We start from the raw sequence: 25,882 nt of genomic DNA, 5'->3' as shown, positions 1-25,882 counted from the left end.
AGGTGGTGTCTTATGAATTATGAAAGAATGATATTATTTTTTATAGGTGTTTTATATATTATCTTAAGCATATTTGCATTGATACGCTATATAAAGAAAAAAGGAAAAGAAAATTGGAAAATTTGGGCAGTATTCTTTGTGACTAATATTATTGCAATTAATTTAATTGTAAAAAGTCTGTCTGGCTTTACGATGACACAAATCAGTGAAAAAGCAGTTTCAGGAGAACTAGGTATAGAAGTAGATATTCTGGAAAATGAAGGTACGGAGTTAGCGGCATTTGATGGAAAGAATCATTATTATCGTGAAGGTAAAAAGATATTTTCTCTGGAAGATAAGAAACACATTGTGACTGTGCCAAATGAGTGCCGTAATTTTTCCGTGTCTGAAAAATATGTATACTGCGCAGTAGCCGACGGAGTGCTGCAATATGACAAAGCGGGAAAACTTCTTCAGAAAAGGAAAATCAGTCAGGGTATATCGGAGATATGGCTTTATACAGGACAGAAGAATCTGTATTGCTATGTGAAAGATTTAAAAGGAATACGGTATGTGTATAGTTTTGATCTGGACGATGTGGCAAGACCGGGCAAAATGTCTTCGGAAATTTTAGATCAGACAACAGACTATTCGGCAGATGGGAATAAGATGTTAGAAGAATACCGGGCAGTGGAATTACCGGATTTATGGCTTATTGTTGACCGGTCGGACAGCAAAGTGCAATGGATGGACAAAGAGAAAGCGTTGAACATAACCGGTAAAATCGCTGGAGTTGCATTTGTAGACAAACATGAAAAACGGCTTGTATTAACAGAGAATATGGTAGTTAATTATGATGGCAAAGATTTATATGTCCGTGATGATTTGCTGAAAATATCCGGAGAAAACAAATGGAAAGATTATGCAAATTGTATTACGGACAAGTACAGCATCGTGTCGGCAGATGTAAAGAAAAATACTGCCCTTGTGAGATTTATATCTTATGGAGATGATGGACGTGGCGTGAACCGAACAGGTTCTTTAGCAGAATTTGAAGGCAGTGGATTTGCCGGGATTGATTTATCAACAGGAAAGATTTCACATAAAGTAATCAAAGACAAAGAGCAGGTGCTTGCAGTATCAGATAACTATTATTCGACATTTTGCAAAGGAACTGTAAAACGTTATCAGGTGAAAGATGATAAATGTATCAAAGAAAGCAAAGTGAACGGCTATAAGCGGAATGAAGAATATACGGTACAGACTTGTGGAAATATTGTCTTTGTGTTTGTGCGGCAGCAAAATGGAGATATGAAGCTGTTAGATGCGATAGAGATTTGATTTACAGAACTGTACGATAGTTAAAGAGAAACAGCAGGGCAATTTCTGAATATATGAAACAGAATTTCCCTGCTGTTTCTAAAAACTTTAATATTATATGTCACGAAAGGGAACTATTGTTTGTTACTGCATATGTGGGATTAATTATTCGGACGTGGTTGGATGAGAAATGATACCAGACAATGGGAAGACTGATGAAGAGTGTTGTGACTGACCATAAGAAGAATGAGGAAAAGACCACCACGACTTACAGCTACGATTCCGCAGGAAACCGCACAAAGAAAGTCAAAGGTGAAGAGGAGACAGCGTACACCTACAATGGTCTGAACCAGCTCTTAAGGGTAAAAACAACGAAAGGCGATACCGTAAAGAATGACATTTCTTATGAGTATGACGTCAATGGAAACCAGATCAAAGAGACCGATAAGGAGACGGGAGACAGCGTAGAGAATACTTATGATGTAGAAAACCGCTTAAGTACTGCAACTGTAACGAAGAAGAGCGGTACATCCGGCAACGAGACGGTCAGCCTGACACAGGAAAACCTGTACAATGGAGACGGACAGCGCATCCAGAAGAAAGAAGCCGGAGAAGTGACGAACTACTTCTACGAGGACGGCATGGTATCCTACACAACCGGAGCAGACACCGGAGAGAAGCTGATTCAGAACCTGTCCGGGCTGGAAGACAATGTGATCTATGCAGAACGGAAAGTAACCGGAACAGCATCCGCTTACCAGGACTTAGAGTAGTGGCAGCAGTTATCTGTGATTCCATACAGGAAAAGAGTAAGATATTTGCTACAGCTAGAGGATATGGGGAGTTCAAAGGACAACGGGAATTTCCTGGTGGAAAGATAGAAGAAGGAGAAACGCCAGAGCAGGCGCTCAAACGTGAAATAAGGGAAGAATTAGATACAGATATCGAAGTGTATGATTTGATAGACACCATTGAATACGATTATCCGAACTTCCATCTTTCTATGGATTGTTTTTGGTGTGAGACAATAACCGGAGAGCTGGTACTGAAGGAAGCAGAAGCTGCTAAGTGGTTAAGGAAAGATGAGCTGGATTCAGTTCAATGGTTGCCAGCAGATTTGGCGTTGATTGAAAAAATAGGTATGAGAATGGAGGAAGGTGAATGACAGAAAAACAGTATAAAAAATTACTGATAGATACAATTCAGATAGAGGACAATGAAGATAAAGATAAAATTATCGAGTTGTTAAAAATTTCGACGATTTCTTTTCAGGAAGAATATGAGTTTACATATCATCTTCCGGATCACAGAAAAGAGCACATAATTATTAGTATTATTCCTGAAAAATTGCAAGAAATAAAAAAATATAAGGATTATATTGATAGTAAATGTAGAGAGATTTATCCGCCGAATGACGATTATGAGTATTGGGGCATCTTTTTTCGACCAGGTATTTTGAATACGGAATATGAAGATGTGAGCCAAGAAATTTTGTTTGAAGATATACAAAAAAGAATTGTAGAAGAAATTAGGGATGCAAAATTTTTGATCTGGATAGTGATGGCTTGGTTTACGAATCCGGTAATATACCACGAATTGCTAAAAAAGAAGCAGAAGGGGCTGGATATAAAAATTATTATTGATGATAACGAGGTAAATGATAGTGCTCCATTTAAATTGGAAGATGACTTTGAAACATATCGTGTGGATATAGAATCCAGATATAAAAATATTATGCATAGAAAGTTCTGTGTAATTGATTTGGATGTAGCAATGCATGGAACGTTTAATTTTACAAACGCAGCAAATTATAATAAAGAAAATTGGGACATAGATCATAATAGAGATACCGCGAGAAAATTTGCAGAGGAGTTTGTGAAAATGAGGAAAATAGCAAATTCAAAATTGGATTTTTAAGATAGATACCCCTTTGAAATTGAACTAGGAGTAAAATAATAGTTGAACACTTATGTGCGAAAGTGGTGCTACGCAGCATAAATACTGAATTTTATATTTTACTTTTGCCAAAAAGATAGGGTAATACCCCACAGAATACCAAATGCGGTATAGTTGCGCACATTTAATGCAGAATATAGTGTTTCTGCGGGGGATGAATTATAGTAAGGCAATGTTTACCGCTATATTTATAGTAAGCAGTTTTTGGGAGGAAGATACAGATATGAAAAAAGAATGTATAAATAACGCACGATGGTTTCTGATTTTTGATAAAATATTTGAAATTATTTGTTGTTTTTTGTTATAGTAACACTTTATGTGTCAATGAATTATATAACCGACATTACACTGGAAGAACAAATCTTCTTGTATGTTTTTATTGCAGCAGTGCTAAGTGTCATAGTGTGTGTTGGACGAATGCATGCGCGTATGATTTATCAAATTAAAATTGAGGATAATGAAATAATATGCTATTGCGGTTGCAAGACAAAAGGAAGAAAATTTGAAAAAGATAATTTAGAGAGTATGGTAGAGACATCGGATAAATACATATTAAAATTTTGCAATGGGAAAAAATTATGGGCAAATAAAAAATATTTCCGACCGGTAATAATAAAAGATAACAAAAGCCATAAAGGTATTTATCCAACAGATTTTGCAGGAGTGAAAGTTGAAAATAAAAAAACAAGGGGAATTATAAAATAAAATTCTTCTATTTCGACCAAAATTAAGAAATTCTTTCGGATTTTTTAAGCTTTTCTGTAACAAAACAAGAGCAACAAACGTTATTATATATATAACATCATTTTATGCAAAGTGGGGAAAGATATGCAAAAGAGAAGAATATGAAAGTGTTGACAGAGATTTCGCCGGATGATGATGCCGAGTCAGCAGTAAAACATACCGTTCTGCATGTGGCGGCAGAGTGCACAAGCGAAGATATTGCAAAGTATCTGGTGAAGCACGGAGCGGATGTGAACAAGAAGGACGGTGATGGGAATACGGCATATGACATTGCGAAGAAAAATCAGTTTTTTTCAGATGTTGATTTTTTGAAGTAGGGTGTTTGGGGTGAACACAAAGGAAGTTGAATGAAGTAATGAAAGGAAAAAAGAAATGGATATGTATAATAGTTGGAATAATATTTATATTCTATTTGATTTTAATTATATTTTTTAATATTTTTCCTATTTATTTAAATTCTGCGGTTATGAAAAGTGATTATGCAGAATCAGTGAGTGATGATAAAGTGTGGAAAATATATTTAATTCCAGATTCATTAGGATTTGTGCGAGGCTACATAATTCCAAAAGAAAATCATATGCCAAAAGAGATTACAGTTTTAACAAAAGAATATGGTTCATTTGATAAAGCAACTACAAAAATGTATATAGCTGATGATTTAGAAACGCCAGCAGAAAAAATATATTAAAAGGGAAAAAAGTATATGATTTTATAGAAGCGGAAAGCGGTGCGGAAGAAAAAACGGAAATACCTATTATCATCAAATGGACCAATAAATCAAATCAGCTAATAGAATCAAAAGCTACTATCAAATATGATAAGTGGAATGCATATGGATGGTTTACAACACTTAAAGTGAAACTGGGCCTGGACGTGTTTTAGTGTATTAGTATAATGCAAATGAGACAGCAGGGTAATTTCTGAATATATGAAACTCATGATCCGAAAGAAGCAGACTAGAATAAAAAGATAAATAAATGGAATATATTCCGGATATGAATTGAAAAAAGACTTGCAATTGCAAGTCTTTTTAAAGTAGCGGGAACTGGATTTGAACCAGCGACACCACGGGTATGAACCGTGTGCTCTAGCCAACTGAGCTATCCCGCCATGAAAATATTGCCCGTAAGTACTGTTAATATTACGGATGTAAAAAGACTTGCAAGAACAAGTCTTTTTAAAATAGCGGGAACTGGATTTGAACCAGCGACACCACGGGTATGAACCGTGTGCTCTAGCCAACTGAGCTATCCCGCCATAAAGAAATATTTTTATAAGTATGGGACCAATAGGGCTCGAACCTATGACCCTCTGCTTGTAAGGCAGATGCTCTCCCAGCTGAGCTATGATCCCATATTTACCCGGTTCTCTCAAACCGACTTCGTTATTATACAATCAAAAGTGAGGAAATGTCAACACTTTTTTTGCAAAAAATTGTAAGTATGTGATATAATATGCTCAGATGTGCGAAAAACAGCCGATTTATGCGAATTATAAGAAGTTTTATAGAAGTTATAAAATCGGCAGACACTAATAAAACACAGGCAGGAGGACATGAAATGACAAAAGGTCGCGTATTTTTTCGAATTATTGTAGGGGGATATCTTGGATATCTGGGAATTGATCTGATAAAGAAGACGATGACAAACAGGCCAGAGAATGCAACGCTTTATCTGGTACTGGGTGTGGCATTTGCGGTACTTGGAATCGTATGGTGTGCGAAGGCAGTCGTGATGGCAGTGAAGCATGAGTATGTGGAAAATGACGGAGAAGAGCTGGACCGCGAGGAATTATTAGAGAGCGATGTGGATGAAGACGGTAAACTGAACCGGGACAAGTTGTTAGGCAATACAGATACACAGAAGAGTGATGAACCGGTGGAAGCAGATCACAGTGAAGCCAAAAAACAGGAAGAGAATACAGATCACAATAATGTTACAGAATAAGAAATATATTCTGGGAAAGGAAATAACAGTATGAGAGTTGGAATGGGATATGATGTTCATAAACTGACAGAGAACCGCAAACTGATTCTTGGAGGAGTAGAGATCCCTTATGAGAAGGGGCTTCTGGGACATTCGGATGCGGATGTGCTGCTGCATGCGATTATGGATGCACTTCTGGGAGCGGCAGCTCTTGGTGATATCGGAAAACATTTCCCGGATACAGATCCGGCATATAAAGGAGCGTCCAGTATTGAACTCCTGAAACATGTTGGAAAGCTGATCGACGAGAAATTATATGTCATCGGTAACATTGATGCAACCATTATTGCGCAGAGACCGAAGATGGCACCTCATATTGAGCAGATGCGTAAAAATGTGGCAGAAGCACTTCACATTGATGTAGATCAGGTAAATATTAAAGCAACTACAGAAGAAGGACTTGGATTTACCGGAACAGGTGAAGGAATCTCCTCACAGGCTATCGCATCACTGGATACGATTGCTAATTACAGTTACCAGGTCGGTCCGCAGACTGGCGGCTGCGCAGGATGTGGTGGCTGCCCGAATGTGGGAAAGTAAAGGCGGGCAGGAACAAGATGCAAGTATTATAGTTGAGTTGGGAAATTACTATATTATTATATGAAATATAAAGGACTGGAAGAAGAATGGAGATTCGTAAGTTAAGTCAGGAAGAGCATAACAAAGTGCGTCCATTGTATGAGGAAGTATTTACGGAGGACAGCAAAGGATTTGTGGATTATTATTTTTCAGAAAAAACGAGAGATAATGATATATATGTAGTGGAAGAAGATGGTGAGATCTGCGCAATGCTGCATCTGAATCCATATACGTTAATGGTAAATGGTGTGGAAAAACAGGCGCATTACATCGTTGCAGTAGCGACAAGAAAAGAGTATCGCGGACGTGGGTTTATGGCGGCGCTGTTAAGGAGGGCACTTCAGGATATGTATGCATCAGGAGAGAATTTTACATTCCTGATGCCGGCAGCAGAAGCAATCTATACACCACATGATTTCCGGACGGTTTATGAACAGAAACGCAGAGTATATAATTTAGCGGATGCGGCGAAGAAAGAAGCGGCAGGCATTTGTATTCGCCCGCTTACGGAAGAAGATTGCGATACACTTGCCGAGTGGGCAAATGAAAAGCTTGCGGCAGATAAAGATGTATATGTGAAACGTGACGGCGCATACTACCTAAGGTTAATGCGGGAATGTGACAGTGACGGTGGAAAACTGATGCTGTTTCAGAATGAAACGGGGATTGAGGATTGCAGGATCTGGTTCCCGGATGAGGATGAAGATGAGACCCCGAAGATTATGACAAGGATTGTTGATGTACGCCGGATGTTGATGTCGCTCAGATTGCAGGAACTGTTATGCGTATGTTTTACAGTAACCGATTCTGCCATTGAAGAGAATAACCGCACACTGGTGCTCACCGGAACAGAGATTTCCGGGGCAATGCTGATGGATGGCAAACCGGAAAATTCCGAAGGGGAGATCCCGATTGCGGCACTTACAAGCTTTGTATTTGGTGCAAAGACAGTGGAAGAACTTTGTGAGGAAGATGGCGTCCATATGACCGAAAGAATGAAAGAGGAAATGAAAAAAATCATCCCTCTTTCCCAAATATACTTAAATGAAGTTGTATAATGCTTAACCGGAAAATAAAAGAAAAGTACTTAAATCTGGTTTAATATATCAAGAAGACGTCGGTTATCGGCAGGATTCATGATACAGAAACGGAAAAATTCACCGGCTAATGATTCAAAAGAGGAGCAATCCCGGATCATGAGCCGGTTTTTGATTGCTTTTTCAAATACATCAAAGGAAGTAACGCCCTCTTTCAAAATCTCAACAAGAATAAAGTTTGCATAGGCTTTGTATGGTTTGAAGTTCGGATTTTTCTTGAGTTCATCAAACATGTATGTGCGTTCGGAACAGATCAGTTCGCGGGTTTTCTTATAATAATCAGTATCGGAAAACATGCGCTCACCGGCATATGCGGCAATACTGTTCAGACTCCATGGATTCTGGTAGAGAAGCAGATCTTTTAAGAAAGCCTCATTGCTTGTCATACCATATCCGAAACGAAGCCCCGGGGCGGCATAGAATTTGGAGACGCCGCGGATGATCATGAAATTATCGTATTTTGGAATAAGACTGACTGCGCTGACTGCTTCAATATCCGGTGCAAATTCTACATAAGTTTCATCGATCATAACAAAGATTCCGTATTCCCGGCAGGCTGCGAGGATACGTTCCATCTCACTTGTTGTGAGCGCAGAAGAAGTCGGGTTATTCGGATTGCAGATGATCGCAAGCTGATAGTCTGTTTTTAACGTCGTTATAAAGTCATCAATATCTAATTGGAAATCCTGTTCCTTTTTCAGATTATAAAAATCCATGGAACCACCATTTAAAGATAATTCTCTGGCATATTCAGAATAAGTAGGTCCAAGTACCAGTGCCTTTTTCGGGGTGCGTGTGGAAATAAGAAGTGAGATCAGCTCTGTCGATCCGTTTCCTATAACAATATGATCGGCAGATACACCGGTGTATTTGCTGATTGCTTTTTTCAGAGATCTATAATCACGGTCCGGGTAACGTGTGATCACATCCAGATGCGAAGCCAGATCTTTCTTTAACTGCTCGGACAATCCAAGCGGGTTTACATTTGCACCGAAAGAGACGATTTCTTCTTTCGGAATATGATAATAGGCTTCGATCTGCTCCAGATCGCTTCCGTGAAATTCAGGTTTTTTATCCATATCTATGTTCCTTTCCGGGGTTATCCTTAGATTTTATTCTTACAGCATTGCAATTACCAAACAAACAATGCTATAATTCATTATAGTATGTTTTTTACAAAAAGCAACGAAAGATGCAGGTGTAAGTCTTGAAAAATAAGATACAAAGATTTTCTAAAGGAGACTTCAGCGTAGAACAGCCGGAAGTTGTGTTCGAAGAGACGAATCTGGTCATGATTATCGGCGAGGGAGAAGTATATAGAGGGAGTTTCTTAATAAAAAGTAATAATGACAGAAAGATACGGGGAATATTATATCCGTCTTCTTTTCGTATCCATTTTAAAGATCAGGGATTTGACGGAGTCACATCTAGGATTGAATTTACTTATGATGGGAAGGGATTAAAACCGGGACATGTAGAACGCGGTAAGATCACGGTCGTATGTTCCGGAGGTGAATATGAGCTTGCTTTTACAGCGATCATCGAAAAGCCATATGTTATGACAACTTATGGTAAAGTACAGAGTACAGATGATTTCAGGAAGCTTGCGATCAAGGATTTCTCGGAAGCAGGAAGACTGTTCCGCTCCAGAGAATTTTACGAGATTGTCAAATATGAGAATGAGCGGACGTTTTATCTCTATGATAATATGCGAAAATGGTCGCTCGGCGAACAGGCAATGGAAGAGTTCCTTGTCGGTATTAAGCAGAAGGAATGTATTTTCCTGACGCTGCAGGGAGAAGGAATGCTCTTTGAAGATATCAAAGAACCGAATAAAGGAACGATTACGATCGTAAAGAACACATGGGGCTTCATGCCGATCCATATTGAGACAGAAGGAGCGTTTTTACGTGTTACCAAGCCGGATCTGACAACAGAAGATTTTGTCGGAAACAGTTATGAGATGGAATATCTGGTACGTCCGGAATATTTGCATGGCGGAAGAAATTATGGAACAATCCGGTTCATTACTCCGTATGAGGCATTGTCCTACGAGATTGAAGTATTACAGAATCAGGAATATGATGAGGAACATTATGTACCGGAACTGTTATATGCGCAGTCTTTAAAAGAATATATCGGTTATATGGCAGGACGCATCGAGCTGGATACATGGGTGGAGAATGCGATTGAAAATGTTGCCGCTATCCGCAGAATTAAGCCGATGAGTGAGATTTACCAGCTTCTGCAGGCACATGTTTATATTATTGGTAAGAAGTTTGAAGAAGCAAAATGGATTTTGGAGAATTATAACTATAACCGTTTCGCAATCGGAAAGGATCCGATCACAAACTGTTATTACCTGTTCCTGACGGCGCTGATCCGTGAGAATGACAGCCATATGGAGCGTGTACTGGATGAGATTGGCAAGACCTATATGCGCCATCAGGATTCCTGGCTGCTTCTCTATATGATTTTACAGATAGACGGAAGATACAAGAATCCATACAAGAGACTGGAAGTGCTGGAACAGCAGTTTGAGTTTGAAACACATGGTGTTATGTTCTATCTGGAAGCTTATTTGTGCTATCAGGCGAAGCCGACACTTCTGAAAAAGCTTGGCAAATTTGAATTACAGGTGTTGAATTTTGCAACCAAATATCGGCTGATGACGAAGGAACTGGCATTATATGTGGCGAATTTTGCAAGTCAGCATAAGTCCTACAGTGATTTGTTATTCCGCATTTTAGAGCGGATTTATAAGGTTTATAAAGATCCGATGATACTCAATACGATCTGTATCCTTCTGATCAAGGGAAATAAGAATCAGAAAAAATATTTTCACTGGTATCAGGAAGCAGTAGATTCCGAGCTTAAGATTGCCCAGTTATATGAGTATTATATGAATACTTTGGATCCATCCAGTGTAAACGGACCGCTTCCGAAGTCTGTTTTCCTGTATTTTATGCATGGAAATACACTCGGATACGAGAAGGCTGCATTTCTTTACGCTAATCTTCTGACTTATGAAGCAGACAGTGAAGAACTGTATGAAGGATACAAAGAGCAGATGAAGACATTTGCGATGGATCAGCTCAGAAAGCGACATATCACAGAATATCTTCGTATTTTATATAAGCATTTCTGTACTGAAGATATGGATTCCGAGCATATGGAAGCAATGCGCGATGTCTGCTACGCATATTCGATCTCAACGAAAGTGCCACATATGAACTGCGTGCTTGTCATTGAGAAGAATGGAGAGATCAGACAACGTGTCCCATATACCGAAGATGAGCCGGTGATTGTCTATCTGTATGACAAAGAAGCAAGGATCATCTGGGAGTCGATAGAGGGACGTTATTATACGGATTCTATTCCATATGAGACAAAGCGTCTGTTCTATGAACCGAGATTTCTGGAAATCTGCAAGAAATATGGTGCATCTGTCGGCAAATGGAAAGACAGCGAGGAGAAAGAGACTCCGACTTTTGAAAATATTTATGTTAAAGGCTTAAGCTATTTTGAAGATAAAGATGTGTTCTGCATTTGCAGCAGAAGAATCCGGGAAGAGAATTACGAAGAAGATGATTTCCTGACGTATCTGTGTTTTGAGATGTTCCGCAGACATCAGTATGACAAAGCAACGCTGACTTATCTGGCAAATTATTACTGTGGTGCAACTGCAGATATGAAGCGGCTCTGGAAAGTGCTGCGGGAATATCAGGTTGCATCCGGCAAGATCAGTGAACGGATCATTACGCAGATGTTATTTTCAGAAGATATGTTTGATGAGGAAGCTATTTTTGAAGATTATTATCTGTCTGATAATGTATATTTTCGACTGAAACAGGCATACCTGACGTATGCGTCAAGAGAGTATGTAATAAATGGCAGAGATACGAAATCCAGTGTTTTTGAGATCATTGCTAACGAGTGTGAGAAGAAGGAAACGCTGCCGGATATCTGCAAGATTGCGCTACTTAAGTACTATGCCGGCAGAAAATATCCGGATGAACTGGAAGAAGTTCTGCACAGAGAACTTCGGAGACTGACGGAAAAGCAGCTGATCTTTCCGTTCTATATGAAGTACCGGGCGCAGTGGCTGACAGAGCTTCAGTTGTATGATCGTACTATGTTGGCATACCGTGCGGAGCCGGGACATAAGGTGAAGCTGTTTTACAAGATCCGCAAAGGTGGGAAAGAGACACTTGGATATAAGACGGAGAATCTGCTCCCGGCATATGAGAATATTTATGTAAAACAGTTCGTGTTGTATGAAGATGAAGAACTGCATTATTATTTCCAGGATACAATTGGAAATGAAATCACAACAACGGAGAAGAAAGTGCTGACGAATGCGCATACAGTGAAGACCGGCAAATACGGAAAACTGAATGCAATGCTTTCTATGTCCCCTGCGAACCAGAGAAAAGCGATCATGGATTTTGAAGAGGAAGAGAAGATGGCAGACAGTCTTTTTAGGATGTATGAATAACAGAGAGGAAGAAATAACGTGAGAAGAGGCAGTATTATTGGCTATGATCTGAATGAAAATACCTGTCAGATCAGTTATTACGATGAGAAAAGCGACGAACCGCAGACGTTTGAGTATGCACAGGGACAGTCGCTGATCCCTCTGAAATTAGGTTATATAAAAGAACAATGGGTATATGGAAAGGAAGCAGAACTGCTGGAACAGAAGAATCCGTCCTGCGTGGTGTCAGATCTGTTCGGCAAAGCAGTGCAGCGTAAGAAAGTGCGGATTGGAAGTAAAGTCCACGATGCAGTCTGGCTTCTGGCAAAATTCGTAGGACTTACACTGGAGGATTTTGAAGATATCCGGTTTATTACATTTTCTACGCCATATACGAATATTGATATGTCTAAGATGCTCAAAGGAATCGGCAGGCATCTTGGCGTAGACAAGGAGAATATTTACGTGCAGGATTACAAAGAAGGATTCTGCCACTATATGTTTTATCAGCCAAAAGAGTTGTGGCAGTATGAATCAGCGATGTTTTTCTGCGATGGACAGACGATCAGAGCGTATATGCTCCGGAGGATGAATGTGGCAAATGGTCAGAACCGTGATATGTTTGTGACGGTAGATGAAGTCGCAAGTGCGCAGATCCAGGAGATGGAAGCGATTTACCCTGTGCTGAATAGGGAAAAAGCGAAGAGCGCGGATGAAAGTTTCCGGCTGTTTATCCAGAATGTGTTTGAGAAAAAGGTCGTATCGTCTGTGTACCTGACCGGGGCGGCATTTGAAAATAAATGGTATCCGAATTCATTGAAAGTGCTCTGCAACGGAAGACGTGCATTTGTGGGTGATAATCTGTACAGTAAAGGTGCCTGCTACACTTCCATGCGAAAATATCGCAATTATAATGAAGGACCGGTATATCTGGATGACACACGCATGACAGAACAGATCAGTCTGCGTATGCGCATTGGTGGCAAAGAAGGATGGTATCCGGTCGTTGCTTGGGGAACACACTGGTATGAAGCAGATGGACAATGGGAGGTAATCCTGGAAGATACATCTGATATTGAGATTCATGTGGAGACTCTTGCCGGAGATGAACTCCAGGTAGAAAAAGTATCTCTGGATGGTCTGAAAGAGCGGAGAGATTATTCGCTCCGCCTGCGGATCGAAGTGATGTTTCTGGATGAAAGAACCTGTAAGATGACATTCAAGGATGTTGGCTTTGGAGAATTTTTTGAAGCTTCGGATTTTCAGGTGGAAAAGGTTATACATTTAGGAGGAATCAATGGGCAGTTTAATTCTATGTCATAAAAAACATGCCAGACAACCATATGTGATTGCCAGAGGCCATATCAGGATCTATACATTAGAGGAGCTGTGTTATTTCATCTGTAATAATCTCTATCTGATCGACTATACACTGATCAACAGACAGCTGTGTGAGTGGATCAGGACGGAGCTGCAGATGTATGAGCTTGCAGATGCGCTGCAGGAAGAGCTGGATAACCATTGCACGGAAGAAGATTTTATTCTTAAGATATTGCAGCAGTCAACAATGTATGCATCTTCGGAGATTATAAAGATACAGAGTATTCTGGAAAAGCTGCAGGATCAGAGAGAAGTGGAGAGATTCAAGCTGAAAGCGGACAGCCTGATGAAAAACGGAGAATACGCAGATGCGATTCTTGTTTACCGGACGATCATTGATGGTAAGCGGGATGATTCGGTAGGAAAGCCGTTTTATGCAAAAGTGTATGGTTGTCTGGGAAGTGCATACGGCAGACTTTTTTTGTATGAGGAAGCGGCACAGGCGTATGAAGAATCTTACAAACTGCAGGAGAACGAAGATGTGTTAAAAGCGTATCTTTACTGCAACTATCATGCGCTTCCGGAGGAAGAGTATACAAAGATGTTGTCAGGCAATTCCAGATATCTTGGTATTGATGCGGAATTAAAAGAAAAAAGAGCAGATATCCGTGCCGATATTGAGATTGGCGAAGAAGGAAAAGAAATTGAATACCGAAAACGCCGATATCGTGGGATTGACAAGAAATAAAGAATATGATACTATAACAGAGCAATTTAGCGTGGTAAAGTAATCAATTGATGAATTGATAAAACAACGCAGTATGCAAAGCAGACATACCATGAATACAGGAGGATGAAGTTATGAAAAAAAGACTGGCAATGGTGCTTGCAGTGACGCTACTTGCAATGACAGTGTTCGTAGGCTGTGGAAGCAAGGATAATAGCTCTGACAAAAGTAGTAAGAAAGAATATACCGAGAAGAAGTCCGGTGACAAATTTACCGTAGGATTTGACCAGGATTTCCCACCGATGGGATTTGTTGGTGACGATGGCGAATATACAGGATTCGATCTGGAACTGGCACAGGAAGTGTGCAAGAGACAGGGATGGAAGTATGTCGCAAAACCAATCGCATGGGATTCTAAAGATGCAGAATTAAAATCCGGTGGAATTGACTGTATCTGGAACGGATTTACCATGGATGGAAGAGAAGATAAGTATACATGGTCCAAACCATATCTTAACAATGAGCAGGTATTTGTAGTCAGAAAAGATTCTGGTATCAAATCCGAAAAAGATCTGGAAGGAAAAGTCGTAGACGTTCAGACAGATTCTTCTGCACAGGCTGCGTTAAAAGAAAAGGCAGATCTGTCTTCAACTTTTGGCAATCTGGAAGTTGTAGCAGATTATAATACAGGACTTATGAATCTGGAATCCGGATCCGCAGATGCAGTTGCTATGGATACAGTTGTAGCTGCTTACCAGATTGAGAAGAGAAAAGCTGATTTTACAATCCTGGATTATGAGATTGCAGCAGAGGAATACGGAGTAGGATTTGCCAAAGGAAATAAAGCAGTTCGTGATCAGGTAGAGAGCACATTGGAAGAGATGGCAAAAGACGGAACGATGGCTAAGATTTCCCAAAAGTGGTTTAAGAAAGATATTACGATCATTGGTAAATAATTAAAATAATTATAAAATAATCAAAAGGGGCTGTCTTTACAGACGGTCCATTTTTCTAGGAGAGGAGACATTCCTATGACAGTATCAATTATGTTATCGAAGCTGGGGGAAGGAATGGTAGTCACATTAATGCTTTTTGCAGTGACACTGTTGTTTTCATTACCGCTTGGGCTTCTGGTTTCGTTTGGACGTATGGCAAAAAATGTAGTTATCCGTACTATTTTTAAGGCATACATATCGATCATGCGTGGAACGCCGCTCATGTTACAGCTTATGGTAATTTATTTCGGCCCATATTATATATTCGGCATCACAAACAGTCCAAGCTGGAAGAACAGTGCAGTAGCAATCGGATTTGTGTTAAACTATGCGGCATATTTTGCCGAAATCTACAGAGGTGGCATTGAATCCATGCCGAAAGGACAGTATGAAGCTGCACAGATATTAGGATACAGCAAGGCACAGACATTTATGCGCATTATTCTTCCGCAGGTAATCAAGATCATCCTTCCATCTATTACGAATGAGACGATTACACTTGTGAAGGATACATCCCTTGCATTTACAATCGGAATTATGGAGATGTTTACAATCTCTAAAGCACTGGCTGCATCACAGACGACGATGCTTCCATATGTATTTGCGGGAATTTTCTATTATGTATTTAACCTGATTGTGGCATTTTTGCTTGAGCTTCTGGAAAAGAAACTGAATTATTATAGATAGGAGGAGATGTCATGAGCTTATTGGAAATTAATCATATGAAAAAAGGTTTCGGAGAAGTGGAAGTTCTAAAAGACATTTCCATGAAAGTAGAAGAAGGAGAAGTGTTTGGTATTATTGGACCGTCCGGTTCGGGAAAATCCACACTGCTGCGTTGTGCAACGGGATTGGAGACACCGGATTCCGGCGAGATCCATTATAATGGTACATTCGGTCTTGTTTTCCAGAACTTTAATTTGTTCCCTCATTTTTCAGTTCTGAAAAATATTGTGGATGCGCCACTTCGTGTGCAGAAAAGAAACAAAGAAGAAGTATACAAAGAGGCACGGGAACTTCTTAAAAAGATGGGACTTGCTGATAAGGAAAACGCATATCCGTTCCAGCTGTCGGGAGGACAGCAGCAGCGTGTATCTATCGCAAGAGCACTTGCAATGAAACCGGATATTCTCTTCTTTGATGAACCTACATCAGCACTTGATCCGGAGCTGACAGGTGAGATATTGAAAGTTATCAAAGACCTTGCGGCAGAGCATATGACGATGGTGATTGTTACACATGAGATGAATTTTGCAAAGAATGTATCCAACCATATCATATTTATGGACGGCGGTGTGATCGCACTCCAGGGAACGCCGGAAGAAGTATTTGGCTCGGACAACGAGCGTATGAAAGAGTTCTTAGGAAAGTTTGCCGAAAATTAAATGTATTGATTTTCGGCAGACCTTGTATTATACTAATCGAGTAATGGAGTAAATTGAAAACGAATAAGGAGTCTTGCATTCATGGGTGAATTGGAAAAAATGACAACAGGTTTGAGCGAGGAATGCGGAGTGTTTGGAGCCTATGATATGGACGGAGGCGATGTTGCCCCATCTGTATATTATGGGCTTTTTGCGTTACAGCACAGAGGACAGGAAAGCTGCGGTATTGCTGTGACAGATACATATGGTGAACGCAAAGTGCATTCAAAAAAGGGACTGGGACTTGTAAATGAAGTGTTTGATGAAGAAGCGTTACAGACACTGCACGGTAATCTGGGCGTTGGACATGTCAGGTATTCAACAGCCGGAGGAACGAGAGCAGAGAATGCGATGCCGCTTGTACTGAAATATGTCAAAGGTACACTGGTAATTGCGCATAACGGTAATCTAACGAATGCGATCGAGCTGAGAAGAGAACTGGAGTATACCGGAGCTATTTTTCAGACAACGATTGATTCGGAAGTGATCGCTTATCACATTGCGCGTGAAAGATTGAATGTTTCCTGCGCAGAAGATGCAGTAAAAAATGCGATGAAGAAGATCAAAGGTGCCTATGCGTTGGTCGTGAGTTCACCGCGTAAACTGATCGGAGCGAGAGATCCATTTGGATTGAAACCACTGTGTATCGGTAAGAGAGACAATACATATTTTCTTGCATCAGAGAGTTGTGCAATTGCTGCTGTAGATGCAGAGTTTGTACGTGATGTGGAGCCGGGAGAGATCGTAACAATTACGAAGAATGGTATTACTTCTGATAAGTCTATGGCAATTTCGCCTGAGAAGCAGGCAAGATGTATTTTTGAATATATTTATTTCGCGCGTATGGACAGTACGATCGATAATGTGAATGTTTATCATGCACGTATCCTTGCCGGAAAGGCACTGGCAGAGTCCTATCCGGTAGAGGCAGATCTGGTTGTTGGTGTGCCGGATTCCGGTCTGGTGGCTGCAAAAGGCTATTCTGAACAGTCAGGAATCCCTTATGGAATGGCATTTCATAAGAACAGCTATGTCGGAAGAACATTTATTAAGCCGAAACAGAGCCAGAGAGAGAGTAGTGTAAAGATCAAGCTGAATGTAATTGAAGAAGTTGTAAAAGGCAAGAGAATTGTTATGGTAGATGATTCGATTGTTCGCGGAACAACAAGTGCGAATATTATTAAGATGTTGAAGAAAGCAGGGGCAAAAGAAGTGCATGTAAGAATCAGCTCGCCGCCGTTTTTGCATCCATGTTATTTCGGTACAGATGTTCCGTCAGATGATCAGCTCATTGCACATTCACATACGACAGAACAGATTCGGGAGATGATCGGAGCCGATTCTCTTGGATATATGGAAGTTGAGAAGTTGAAAGATATGGTTGGGGATTTAAGTTACTGTGATGCCTGTTTTACAGGCAATTATCCGATGAAAGTGCCGGGCAGAGATGTATCCCTTGCCTTTGAGTAGAAGATATAAATTATTTAAATATAATTCAGAATAAGGAGAAAAAAACGATGACAAACGACAGATATCAGAGCCCACTTTCAGAAAGATATGCCAGCAAAGAGATGCAGTATATTTTCTCGCCGGACAAGAAGTTCCGCACATGGAGAAAACTGTGGATCGCACTTGCAGAGACAGAGAAAGAGCTGGGACTTCCAATCACCCAGGAACAGATTGATGAATTAAAAGCGCATGCAGAAGACATTAATTATGATGTCGCAAAGGAACGTGAAAAGGTAGTGCGTCATGACGTAATGTCTCATGTATATGCATATGGAAAACAGTGCCCGAAGGCAAAAGGAATCATTCATCTTGGAGCAACATCCTGTTATGTAGGAGATAATACAGATATTATCCTGATGTCCGAGGCACTGGATATTGTGAAGAAAAAACTGGTAAATGTAATTGCAGAACTTGCCAAATTTGCGGATGAGCATAAGAATCTGCCGACGCTTGCATTTACACATTTCCAGCCGGCGCAGCCGACAACGGTTGGAAAACGTGCAACTTTGTGGATGCAGGAATTTATGATGGACTTGGAAGATCTGGAGTATGTAAAAGGAAGCTTGAAGATGCTTGGCTCAAAGGGTACTACCGGTACACAGGCAAGTTTCCAGGAACTGTTTGATGGAGATCAGGAGACGATTGATAAGATCGATCCAATGATCGCACAGAAGATGGGATTTGAGGCATGTTATCCGGTTTCAGGACAGACTTACTCCAGAAAAGTAGATACAAGAGTAATTAATGTACTGGCAGGAATTGCTGCGAGTGCACACAAATTCAGCAATGACATCCGTCTGCTTCAGCACTTAAAAGAAGTAGAAGAACCATTTGAAAAGACACAGATCGGATCATCCGCAATGGCTTACAAGCGTAATCCGATGAGAAGCGAGAGAATTGCATCTTTATCCAGATATGTGATAGTAGATGCGCTGAATCCGGCAATCACATCTGCAACGCAGTGGTTTGAGAGAACGCTGGATGATTCCGCAAATAAACGTCTGAGTGTGCCGGAAGGATTCCTTGCAATTGATGGTATTCTGGATCTCTGCCTGAATGTTGTAGATGGACTGGTTGTATATCCGAAAGTAATCGAGAAACGTCTGATGTCAGAGCTTCCATTTATGGCAACAGAGAATATTATGATGGATGCTGTAAAAGCAGGCGGTGACCGTCAGGAGTTACATGAAAGAATCCGTGAGCTTTCTATGGAAGCAGGACGCAATGTAAAAGAAAAAGGGCTGGACAATAATCTTCTGGAACTGATTGCAGCAGATCCGGCATTCAATCTGAGTGTTGATGAACTGAAGAAGACAATGGATCCGTCCAAATATGTTGGACGCGCACCGGTTCAGGTAGACAATTATCTGAACAATGTTGTACGCCCAATGCTTGAAGAGAATAAAGAAATTCTTGGAATGACAGCGGAAATTAACGTGTAAAATATATGGAATATATAAAGAATATCTATAGATGAAACGAATAGATAGAAGTTACAAACGTGCAATAGTAATTGTGACGAAAAAATCTTTAATGATGAAAATAACTTGACAAAAAAACGGTGTAAGCGAACGAGTTTACGCCGTTTTTTGTATGTAAAATAATAAGCGCGATTGCACACAATGTATAAAATACACAAAGAAAATATAGAAGGTTTTGTACATATTGCGCTGTATATAGATAAGTGTTATGATAGGTGTAATGAATAAGTTCGTATAAATATACGGAAAATCTATACAAAGAAAAGGGGGATGTAACAATGAAAACATTAAACGATCTTGTTCTGACAATTCAGCACTATCTGTCTGATTATGTGTTGATCATCGCACTTCTCGGAGGTGGAATCTGGTTCACATTTAAGCTTGGTTTTATTCAAGTACGTGGATTTGGAGAAGGAATGCGCCGGACTTTTGGCGGCCTGTTCAGTAAAAAAGGCAATGCTGACAAAGATGGAATGTCATCATTCCAGGCACTGGCAACAGCAATTGCAGCTCAGGTAGGAACCGGTAATATCGCCGGAGCGGCGACCGCTCTTGCAATCGGAGGACCGGGAGCTATTTTTTGGATGTGGATCGCAGCATTCCTGGGAATGGCAACGATCTTTGGCGAGGCTGTACTTGCACAGAAGTATAAGCAGGTAGGAGTTGACGGAGAGATCACAGGAGGACCTGTATATTATATCCGTGCAGCATTTAAAGGAACGTTTGGAAAAGTACTTGCCGGAATTTTTGCAGTATTGATCATCCTGGCGCTTGGATTTATGGGTAATGCAGTACAGTCCAATTCCATCGCAGCAGCCTTCCATACAGCATTTGGTGTGCCACAGGCAGCAGTTGGTGTTGTAGTTGCACTGATCGCGTTATTTGTATTCGTAGGTGGTATGCAGCGTATCGCAAAAGTAACAGAGACGCTCGTACCGATCATGGCAGCTTTCTATATTCTTGGTGCGCTGATTGTTATTATTTATAATTATAAGAATATTCCATATGCATTCCAGGCAATTGTCGTTGGAGCATTTAATCCGTCAGCAGTATCCGGTGGTGCTGTGGGTGCGACATTAAAACTTGCGCTTACAAAAGGTGTTGCAAGAGGATTGTTCTCTAATGAGGCTGGTATGGGTTCTACCCCACATGCGCATGCAGTTGCAAAAGTAGATCATCCGGTCGAGCAGGGATTTGTTGCAATGATCGGTGTATTTATCGATACGTTTATCGTACTAAACCTGACAGCATTTGTAATTATTACAACGAAGTCTATTCCAAGTGGTAAGACAGGTGCAGAGTTAAGCCAGTATGCATTCTCTACATTGTATGGAAAAGGCGGAGATATCTTTATCGCGATTTGTATGTTCTTCTTCGCATTTTCAACAATTATTGGCTGGTATTTCTTTGGACAGGCAAATATTAAGTATCTGTTTGGACCAAAAGCTGTAAAAGTATATTCCGTATTAGTTGCTGTGTGCGTAGTGCTTGGATCACTTGCACAGGTAGATCTCGTATGGAATATGGCAGACTGCTTCAACTCCATGATGGTAATTCCGAACTTTATCGGTCTGATTGTTCTGAGCGGTACGATTAAGAAGTTGCATGATGATTACTATCAGAACTTTAAAAAGAATAAATAGATATTATCTATAAGTGGATGAAATGCAGGACAATCATAAATGTTGTTTTTTATAGACGTTTTAATAAATATTATAAAATCGACTAATAAATATAACAAAAATCAGGAATGGAAATTGTGCATACTCACTAAAATAATATTAATTAGTATAATGGGTTGCAAAAAAAGTTACAATAAGTTATTATAGATACAGGCAATAAATAATATAAAAAATGTCTATGAAAATTGTGTAATGATTTTCTATGAAAAGAATATTCGTGGGATGATGTTTTCCAAGAGAGAGTTGAACGGATCAGCCGCCGAAGAGGCAAGCCGGACATACATGGTGGGTATGCAAAAAGGTGAAACTTTCAGGCAAAAGGACTGGAAAATGTACCACATTCTGAATCTTGTGCTGTGTGATAAAGCTTATCGATGATTTCAATTTATCAGGGCAAAAGACAGGAAGGACGCCGTAGATATAATTGTATATCTGGACGTCCTTTTTTATTTGGAATACCGATGACTTTTATTGTATTTATCGATTGCCGAGGCAACAGGCCGGAAAGGAGGATACGGTTCAGGATGAACAGGGGGAAATATATAGTCTTGACCAATAATCCACTGGTCTTCGATAAGCTTGAGAAGACACACGAAGTAATATATCTGGAAACTACTTATGAAGGGCTTCTCCGGGAAGTCAGAGACAGAATACATGACGGACATTTACTTCTGACGCATCCGTTATCCGGAAGCGTGAAGCCAAATGAGACACCATACAAATCGGTTTTGATTTCAGCTGGAAAGGAGGAAGTGGACAGAAGGTCGCTTACGATTATAGAAAATGCAATCGATGCATGCCATAAATTCCAAGATAAGACTGGACGATATGGAGAAAGCGTACTGGAAGATTTTCAGTTGATTGACTGGACTCTGCTGGAAAGCGGCCTGGCATCAGCAGATGCCTGGTAAGTCATTGAGTGAGGTTGTCGAGCGTTGCAGCTTAAACAATATAATTTTTTTAAGGAGGGAACTTAAAGTGAGATTAGAAATGGGACACATTTACATCAAGGATATTCAGTTTGCATCTGAGTCAAAGATTGAAGACGGAATCCTTTATGTATCCGAAGAAGCCGTTAAGGCAGTAGCTCTTGAGGACGAAAAGATTAAGAGCGTATCATTTGACATTGCAAAACCGGGTGAGTCTGTAAGAATCACACCTGTTAAAGATGTTATCGAACCTAGAGTTAAAGTTGAAGGAAGAGGAGGAATCTTCCCGGGAGTTATCTCTAAAGTAGACACAGTTGGAGAAGGAAAGACTTACGCATTAAAAGGAATGGCTGTTGTTACAGCTGGTAAGATCGTGGGATTCCAGGAAGGTATCATTGATATGACAGGTCCTGGAGCAGATTACACACCATTCTCCAAGACATTAAACCTGGTTATGGTATGTGAGCCAATTGACAATATCAAACAGCATGAATACGAAAAAGCAGTTCGTTTCGCTGGATTCAGAGTTGCAACTTACATTGGTGAGTTAGCACGTGATCTGACACCGGATGAGACAAAAGTTTACGAGACATGCACAATCAAAGAAGGAATGGAAAAATATCCGGACCTGCCGAGAGTTGCATATGTACAGATGCTTCAGAGCCAGGGACTTCTTCATGACACATATGTATATGGTGTAGATGCTAAGAAAATCGTTCCTACAATTTTAAGCCCTACAGAGATCATGGACGGAGCAATTGTTTCCGGTAACTGTGTATCTGCATGTGATAAGAACCCTACATATGTTCATCTGAACAACCCGGTTGTACATGACTTATTTGAACAGCACGGAAAAACATTAAACTTTGTTTGCCAGATTATCACAAACGAGAACGTATATCTTGCTGATAAACAGCGTTCTTCTGACTGGACAGCAAAACTTTGCAAGATGTTAGACCTGGATGGAGTTATTGTATCTCAGGAAGGATTCGGTAACCCGGATACAGACCTTATCATGAATTGTAAGAAGATTGAAGCAGAAGGCGTTAAGACTGTAATCATCACAGACGAGTATGCCGGACGTGATGGAAAATCTCAGTCACTTGCTGATGCTGATCAGGCTGCTGATGCAGTAGTAACAGGCGGAAATGCAAACCAGGTAGTTATCCTGCCGAAACTTGACAAAGTAATTGGAACTCTTGACTATGTAACAAAGATTGCTGGTGCAAGTGAAGAGACACTGCGCGAGGACGGATCTCTTGAAGTTGAGCTTCAGGTTCTGACAGGCGCAACAAACGAAACTGGTTTCAATAAACTGAGTGCAAGATAAGGAATGGAGGATATAGAATAATGGCTAAATTAAAAGTTGTTCATTACATCAATCAGTTCTTTGCACAGATTGGTGGAGAAGAAAAAGCAGATTACCCGGTTGAACTGCGTGTTGGCGAAGTTGTTGGACCAGGTATGGCATTAACACAGAATTTTAAAGATGAAGCAGAGATCATTGCAACAATCGTATGTGGTGACTCTTATTTCAACGAGAATCTTGAAAAAGCAAAAGCAGAGATTCTTGAGATGGTTAAAGAACAGGCTCCGGACATCTTTATTGCAGGACCGGCTTTCAACGCTGGACGTTACGGAGTTGCCTGCGGTACTATCGCAGCAGCAGTTCAGGAAGAACTTGGTATTCCTTCCCTGACTGGTATGTATGTAGAGAACCCAGGTGCTGATATGTTTAAAAACCAGGTATACATGGTCTCTACAAAGAACAGTGCAGCAGGTATGAGAGACGCTGTTAAGAAGATGGCTCCTCTGGCTGTTAAACTTGGAAAAGGTGAGAAAATCGGTTCTTCTGCAGAAGAAGGATATATGCCGAACGGTATTCGTGTAAACTTCTTTGAAAAAGAAAGAGGATCTCAGAGAGCTGTTAAGATGCTCATTAAGAAACTGGCTGGAAAACCTTTCGAGACAGAGTTCCCAATGCCAGACTTCGACAGAGTTGATCCGAATCCGGCTGTAAAAGACCTTGCACATGCTAAGATCGCATTAGTTACTTCCGGTGGTATCGTTCCGAAGGGAAATCCGGATCACATCGAAAGTTCAAGTGCTTCCCACTATGGTGAGTATGATATTACAGGTGTTACGGATCTGACAGAAGACACATATGAGACAGCTCATGGTGGATACGATCCAGTATACGCAAATGAAGACGCTGACCGTGTACTTCCGGTTGATGTTCTTCGTGATATGGAAAAAGAAGGAATTATCGGTGAGTTACATCACTTATTCTATACTACAACAGGAAATGGTACTGCTGTTGCATCTGCAAAAGCATTTGCTGATGAATTCTCTAAGAAACTGGTAGCTGATGGGGTAGATGCAGTAATCCTCACATCTACTTGAGGTACCTGTACACGTTGCGGTGCAACGATGGTAAAAGAAATTGAGAGAGCAGGAATTCCGGTAGTACATATCTGTACAGTAACACCAATTTCCATGACAGTTGGTGCTAACAGAATCGTTCCGGCTATCGCAATCCCTCATCCACTTGGAAATCCGGCACTGGATAAAGATGAGGAAAAAGAACTTCGTCGTAAGATCGTAGAGAAAGCTCTGAAAGCTCTTACAACAGAGGTTGACGGACAGACTATTTTCGAGTAGAGTATGAGAATACTATTAATGAAAAGGAGACGTAACAGACATGGATAAGATTTATGATGTTATCGTTCTTGGTGCAGGACCTGCCGGATTAGCGGCAGGACTGTATGCAGGAAGAAGTCGTCTTTCTGTACTGATTCTTGAAAAAGGACAGGACGGAGGACAGATTGCAATCACAGATGAGATCGAGAACTATCCGGGACAGATCGTAGAAGGTGAGTCCGGACCGTCCCTGATCGCAAGAATGACAGAACAGGCAGCTAAATTCGGAGCTGAGCGTGTATCTGACACAATTACAGAAGTATCTCTTGAGGGAGATGTAAAAGTGTTAAAGAGCTCAAAAGCAGAATACAAAGCAAGACATGTCATCCTCGCTACAGGAGCTCATGCAAGACCAATCGGATGCAAAGGGGAAGCAGAGTTCACAGGAAAAGGTGTTTCTTACTGTGCAACATGCGATGCAAACTTCTTTGAGGATTTCGAGGTATACGTAGTTGGTGGAGGAGACTCTGCAGTAGAAGAAGCTATGTATCTGACAAAATTTGCAAGAAAAGTTACAATCATTCACAGACGTGACGAACTTCGTGCTGCAAAATCCATTCAGGAAAAGGCTTTCAAGAACCCAAAACTGCACTTTATGTGGGATACAGTTGTAGAAGAAGTCGGTGGAGATGATATTCTCCAGTGGATGAAAGTGAAAAATGTGAAAACTGGTGAAGTTACAACAGTGGAAGCAGATGAAGAAGACGGAATGTTTGGTGTGTTCGGATTTATCGGAACAGTACCGAATACAAAACCGTTTGAAGGAATTATCGACATGGATGAGCGTGGATACATCAAGACAGATGCAGACATGCATACAAACATCCCGGGTGTATATGCAGCAGGTGATGTTCGCGTGAAGAGCCTGAGGCAGGTAGTAACTGCAGCAGCTGACGGAGCAATCGCAGCCGTTCAGGTTGAGAGAAGTATGTCAGATTATTTCTAAAACCTTTTTAATTCGTCAAATTTTGTATTTAA

At 40.5% G+C, this 25,882-nt stretch carries 24 protein-coding genes, 3 tRNA genes and 1 riboswitch; of the genes, 23 read left to right on the top strand and 4 right to left on the bottom strand.

Annotated elements, in window-relative coordinates:
- Positions 1 to 12: 12 nt before the first annotated feature.
- The 7 genes from DW125_RS05585 to DW125_RS05555 all read left to right on the top strand — a co-directional run bounded on the left by DW125_RS05585 (position 13) and on the right by DW125_RS05555 (position 4,687).
- Entirely contained in the window at positions 13 to 1,320 is a 1,308-nt protein-coding gene (locus tag DW125_RS05585) for a hypothetical protein (RefSeq protein ID WP_117537344.1), read from the top strand.
- Positions 1,321 to 1,502: 182 nt separating this feature from the next.
- On the top strand, positions 1,503 to 2,072 hold the full coding sequence (locus DW125_RS05580; RefSeq protein WP_117537343.1) for a hypothetical protein: 570 nt from the start codon (positions 1,503 to 1,505) through the stop codon (positions 2,070 to 2,072).
- Positions 2,072 to 2,464 carry a (deoxy)nucleoside triphosphate pyrophosphohydrolase gene (locus DW125_RS05575; protein ID WP_242992896.1) on the top strand — a complete coding sequence of 131 codons (393 nt, stop codon included), beginning with the start codon at positions 2,072 to 2,074 and terminating at the stop codon, positions 2,462 to 2,464. The genes DW125_RS05580 and DW125_RS05575 overlap by 1 nt, the downstream gene beginning before the upstream one ends.
- A complete protein-coding gene (locus DW125_RS05570; protein ID WP_117537341.1) occupies positions 2,461 to 3,216 on the top strand; it encodes a phospholipase D-like domain-containing protein in 756 nt (251 codons plus the stop codon). The genes DW125_RS05575 and DW125_RS05570 overlap by 4 nt, the downstream gene beginning before the upstream one ends.
- A 468-nt stretch (positions 3,217 to 3,684) precedes the next feature.
- Positions 3,685 to 3,960 carry a hypothetical protein gene (locus DW125_RS05565; protein WP_147323693.1) on the top strand — a complete coding sequence of 92 codons (276 nt, stop codon included), beginning with the start codon at positions 3,685 to 3,687 and terminating at the stop codon, positions 3,958 to 3,960.
- A gap of 140 nt (positions 3,961 to 4,100) precedes the next feature.
- Positions 4,101 to 4,316 (top strand): ankyrin repeat domain-containing protein, encoded by a 216-nt coding sequence (locus DW125_RS05560; RefSeq protein ID WP_158549890.1) that lies wholly within the window; start codon positions 4,101 to 4,103, stop codon positions 4,314 to 4,316.
- 38 nt (positions 4,317 to 4,354) lie between these two features.
- The gene (locus DW125_RS05555; RefSeq protein WP_117537338.1) at positions 4,355 to 4,687 is read left to right on the top strand and encodes a hypothetical protein; all 333 of its coding nucleotides are present in this window, start codon (positions 4,355 to 4,357) and stop codon (positions 4,685 to 4,687) included.
- Positions 4,688 to 5,035: 348 nt separating this feature from the next.
- Here DW125_RS05555 and DW125_RS05550 read toward each other — a convergent pair.
- The 3 genes from DW125_RS05550 to DW125_RS05540 form a co-directional block, all read right to left on the bottom strand.
- Positions 5,036 to 5,109: transfer RNA gene (locus tag DW125_RS05550), tRNA-Met, on the bottom strand.
- A gap of 73 nt (positions 5,110 to 5,182) precedes the next feature.
- A tRNA-Met gene (locus DW125_RS05545) sits at positions 5,183 to 5,256 on the bottom strand.
- A 23-nt stretch (positions 5,257 to 5,279) separates the two neighbouring features.
- Positions 5,280 to 5,352 (bottom strand) — tRNA-Val (locus DW125_RS05540).
- Between the two features lie 206 nt (positions 5,353 to 5,558).
- On the opposite strand from DW125_RS05540, the gene DW125_RS05535 reads away from it, so the two are divergent.
- The 3 genes from DW125_RS05535 to DW125_RS05525 all read left to right on the top strand — a co-directional run bounded on the left by DW125_RS05535 (position 5,559) and on the right by DW125_RS05525 (position 7,621).
- A complete protein-coding gene (locus tag DW125_RS05535) occupies positions 5,559 to 5,945 on the top strand; it encodes a hypothetical protein (protein ID WP_117537337.1) in 387 nt (128 codons plus the stop codon).
- Positions 5,946 to 5,975: 30 nt separating this feature from the next.
- Positions 5,976 to 6,524 (top strand): 2-C-methyl-D-erythritol 2,4-cyclodiphosphate synthase, encoded by a 549-nt coding sequence (gene ispF / locus DW125_RS05530; protein WP_021860731.1) that lies wholly within the window; start codon positions 5,976 to 5,978, stop codon positions 6,522 to 6,524.
- Positions 6,525 to 6,610: 86 nt separating this feature from the next.
- A complete protein-coding gene (locus DW125_RS05525; protein WP_117537336.1) occupies positions 6,611 to 7,621 on the top strand; it encodes a GNAT family N-acetyltransferase in 1,011 nt (336 codons plus the stop codon).
- 29 nt (positions 7,622 to 7,650) lie between these two features.
- On the opposite strand, the gene DW125_RS05520 is transcribed toward DW125_RS05525, so the two are convergent.
- The gene (locus DW125_RS05520; protein ID WP_117537335.1) at positions 7,651 to 8,739 is read right to left on the bottom strand and encodes a pyridoxal phosphate-dependent aminotransferase; all 1,089 of its coding nucleotides are present in this window, start codon (positions 8,737 to 8,739) and stop codon (positions 7,651 to 7,653) included.
- A gap of 128 nt (positions 8,740 to 8,867) precedes the next feature.
- Between DW125_RS05520 and DW125_RS05515 the strand changes: the two genes are divergently transcribed.
- From DW125_RS05515 to trxB, 13 genes are all read left to right on the top strand, one after another.
- On the top strand, positions 8,868 to 12,158 hold the full coding sequence (locus DW125_RS05515; RefSeq protein WP_117537334.1) for a DUF5717 family protein: 3,291 nt from the start codon (positions 8,868 to 8,870) through the stop codon (positions 12,156 to 12,158).
- Positions 12,159 to 12,176: 18 nt separating this feature from the next.
- Positions 12,177 to 13,460: a DUF5716 family protein gene (locus DW125_RS05510; RefSeq protein ID WP_021860727.1), complete on the top strand. Its 1,284-nt coding sequence runs from the start codon at positions 12,177 to 12,179 to the stop codon at positions 13,458 to 13,460.
- Positions 13,435 to 14,205, top strand: coding sequence for a hypothetical protein (locus DW125_RS05505; protein WP_117537333.1), 771 nt, complete (start codon positions 13,435 to 13,437; stop codon positions 14,203 to 14,205). The genes DW125_RS05510 and DW125_RS05505 overlap by 26 nt, the downstream gene beginning before the upstream one ends.
- 113 nt (positions 14,206 to 14,318) lie before the next feature.
- Complete coding sequence (locus DW125_RS05500; RefSeq protein ID WP_117537332.1) at positions 14,319 to 15,140, top strand: amino acid ABC transporter substrate-binding protein; 822 nt, start codon at positions 14,319 to 14,321, stop codon at positions 15,138 to 15,140.
- Between the two features lie 75 nt (positions 15,141 to 15,215).
- Positions 15,216 to 15,866, top strand: coding sequence for an amino acid ABC transporter permease (locus tag DW125_RS05495; protein WP_117537331.1), 651 nt, complete (start codon positions 15,216 to 15,218; stop codon positions 15,864 to 15,866).
- A gap of 11 nt (positions 15,867 to 15,877) precedes the next feature.
- Positions 15,878 to 16,564 (top strand): amino acid ABC transporter ATP-binding protein, encoded by a 687-nt coding sequence (locus DW125_RS05490; protein WP_117537330.1) that lies wholly within the window; start codon positions 15,878 to 15,880, stop codon positions 16,562 to 16,564.
- A gap of 81 nt (positions 16,565 to 16,645) precedes the next feature.
- Positions 16,646 to 18,073, top strand: a complete 1,428-nt coding sequence (gene purF / locus DW125_RS05485) for an amidophosphoribosyltransferase (protein ID WP_021860722.1) — start codon at positions 16,646 to 16,648, stop codon at positions 18,071 to 18,073.
- A gap of 47 nt (positions 18,074 to 18,120) precedes the next feature.
- Positions 18,121 to 19,554, top strand: a complete 1,434-nt coding sequence (gene purB, locus DW125_RS05480; RefSeq protein ID WP_021860721.1) for an adenylosuccinate lyase — start codon at positions 18,121 to 18,123, stop codon at positions 19,552 to 19,554.
- Between the two features lie 317 nt (positions 19,555 to 19,871).
- Positions 19,872 to 21,236 (top strand): alanine/glycine:cation symporter family protein, encoded by a 1,365-nt coding sequence (locus tag DW125_RS05475; protein WP_021860720.1) that lies wholly within the window; start codon positions 19,872 to 19,874, stop codon positions 21,234 to 21,236.
- A 262-nt stretch (positions 21,237 to 21,498) separates the two neighbouring features.
- Positions 21,499 to 21,611: riboswitch (glycine riboswitch) on the top strand.
- Positions 21,612 to 21,799: 188 nt separating this feature from the next.
- A complete protein-coding gene (locus DW125_RS05470; protein ID WP_021860719.1) occupies positions 21,800 to 22,186 on the top strand; it encodes a GrdX family protein in 387 nt (128 codons plus the stop codon).
- Between the two features lie 67 nt (positions 22,187 to 22,253).
- Positions 22,254 to 23,534 (top strand): glycine/sarcosine/betaine reductase component B subunit, encoded by a 1,281-nt coding sequence (locus tag DW125_RS05465; protein WP_021860718.1) that lies wholly within the window; start codon positions 22,254 to 22,256, stop codon positions 23,532 to 23,534.
- 20 nt (positions 23,535 to 23,554) lie between these two features.
- The gene (grdB, locus tag DW125_RS05460) at positions 23,555 to 24,865 is read left to right on the top strand and encodes a glycine reductase complex selenoprotein B (protein WP_117537329.1); all 1,311 of its coding nucleotides are present in this window, start codon (positions 23,555 to 23,557) and stop codon (positions 24,863 to 24,865) included.
- A gap of 40 nt (positions 24,866 to 24,905) precedes the next feature.
- Entirely contained in the window at positions 24,906 to 25,850 is a 945-nt protein-coding gene (gene trxB / locus DW125_RS05455) for a thioredoxin-disulfide reductase (RefSeq protein WP_021860715.1), read from the top strand.
- Positions 25,851 to 25,882: the final 32 nt, after the last annotated feature.

The organism is Dorea sp. AM10-31, from assembly GCF_003435815.1.
In the GTDB taxonomy this organism is placed as follows: Bacteria; Bacillota; Clostridia; order Lachnospirales; family Lachnospiraceae; genus Dorea_D; species Dorea_D hominis.
Note: the sequence above shows the minus strand (reverse complement) of the source record. Positions and strands in the feature narration are given on the sequence as shown.

What these genes read in the sequence shown, in the direction of transcription:
- DW125_RS05470 (WP_021860719.1), top strand. Translation starts at nt 21,800, where the DNA reads ATGAACAGGGGGAAATATATAGTCTTGACCAATAATCCACTGGTCTTC.
- DW125_RS05495 (WP_117537331.1), top strand. Translation starts at nt 15,216, where the DNA reads ATGACAGTATCAATTATGTTATCGAAGCTGGGGGAAGGAATGGTAGTC.
- DW125_RS05500 (WP_117537332.1), top strand. Translation starts at nt 14,319, where the DNA reads ATGAAAAAAAGACTGGCAATGGTGCTTGCAGTGACGCTACTTGCAATG.
- DW125_RS05505 (WP_117537333.1), top strand. Translation starts at nt 13,435, where the DNA reads ATGGGCAGTTTAATTCTATGTCATAAAAAACATGCCAGACAACCATAT.
- DW125_RS05555 (WP_117537338.1), top strand. Translation starts at nt 4,355, where the DNA reads ATGAAAGGAAAAAAGAAATGGATATGTATAATAGTTGGAATAATATTT.
- purF (WP_021860722.1), top strand. Translation starts at nt 16,646, where the DNA reads ATGGGTGAATTGGAAAAAATGACAACAGGTTTGAGCGAGGAATGCGGA.
- ispF (WP_021860731.1), top strand. Translation starts at nt 5,976, where the DNA reads ATGAGAGTTGGAATGGGATATGATGTTCATAAACTGACAGAGAACCGC.
- trxB (WP_021860715.1), top strand. Translation starts at nt 24,906, where the DNA reads ATGGATAAGATTTATGATGTTATCGTTCTTGGTGCAGGACCTGCCGGA.
- DW125_RS05565 (WP_147323693.1), top strand. Translation starts at nt 3,685, where the DNA reads ATGATTTATCAAATTAAAATTGAGGATAATGAAATAATATGCTATTGC.
- DW125_RS05520 (WP_117537335.1), bottom strand. Translation starts at nt 8,739, where the DNA reads ATGGATAAAAAACCTGAATTTCACGGAAGCGATCTGGAGCAGATCGAA.
- DW125_RS05570 (WP_117537341.1), top strand. Translation starts at nt 2,461, where the DNA reads ATGACAGAAAAACAGTATAAAAAATTACTGATAGATACAATTCAGATA.
- DW125_RS05490 (WP_117537330.1), top strand. Translation starts at nt 15,878, where the DNA reads ATGAGCTTATTGGAAATTAATCATATGAAAAAAGGTTTCGGAGAAGTG.
- DW125_RS05525 (WP_117537336.1), top strand. Translation starts at nt 6,611, where the DNA reads ATGGAGATTCGTAAGTTAAGTCAGGAAGAGCATAACAAAGTGCGTCCA.
- DW125_RS05475 (WP_021860720.1), top strand. Translation starts at nt 19,872, where the DNA reads ATGAAAACATTAAACGATCTTGTTCTGACAATTCAGCACTATCTGTCT.
- DW125_RS05585 (WP_117537344.1), top strand. Translation starts at nt 13, where the DNA reads ATGAATTATGAAAGAATGATATTATTTTTTATAGGTGTTTTATATATT.
- DW125_RS05560 (WP_158549890.1), top strand. Translation starts at nt 4,101, where the DNA reads ATGAAAGTGTTGACAGAGATTTCGCCGGATGATGATGCCGAGTCAGCA.
- purB (WP_021860721.1), top strand. Translation starts at nt 18,121, where the DNA reads ATGACAAACGACAGATATCAGAGCCCACTTTCAGAAAGATATGCCAGC.
- DW125_RS05535 (WP_117537337.1), top strand. Translation starts at nt 5,559, where the DNA reads ATGACAAAAGGTCGCGTATTTTTTCGAATTATTGTAGGGGGATATCTT.
- DW125_RS05580 (WP_117537343.1), top strand. Translation starts at nt 1,503, where the DNA reads ATGGGAAGACTGATGAAGAGTGTTGTGACTGACCATAAGAAGAATGAG.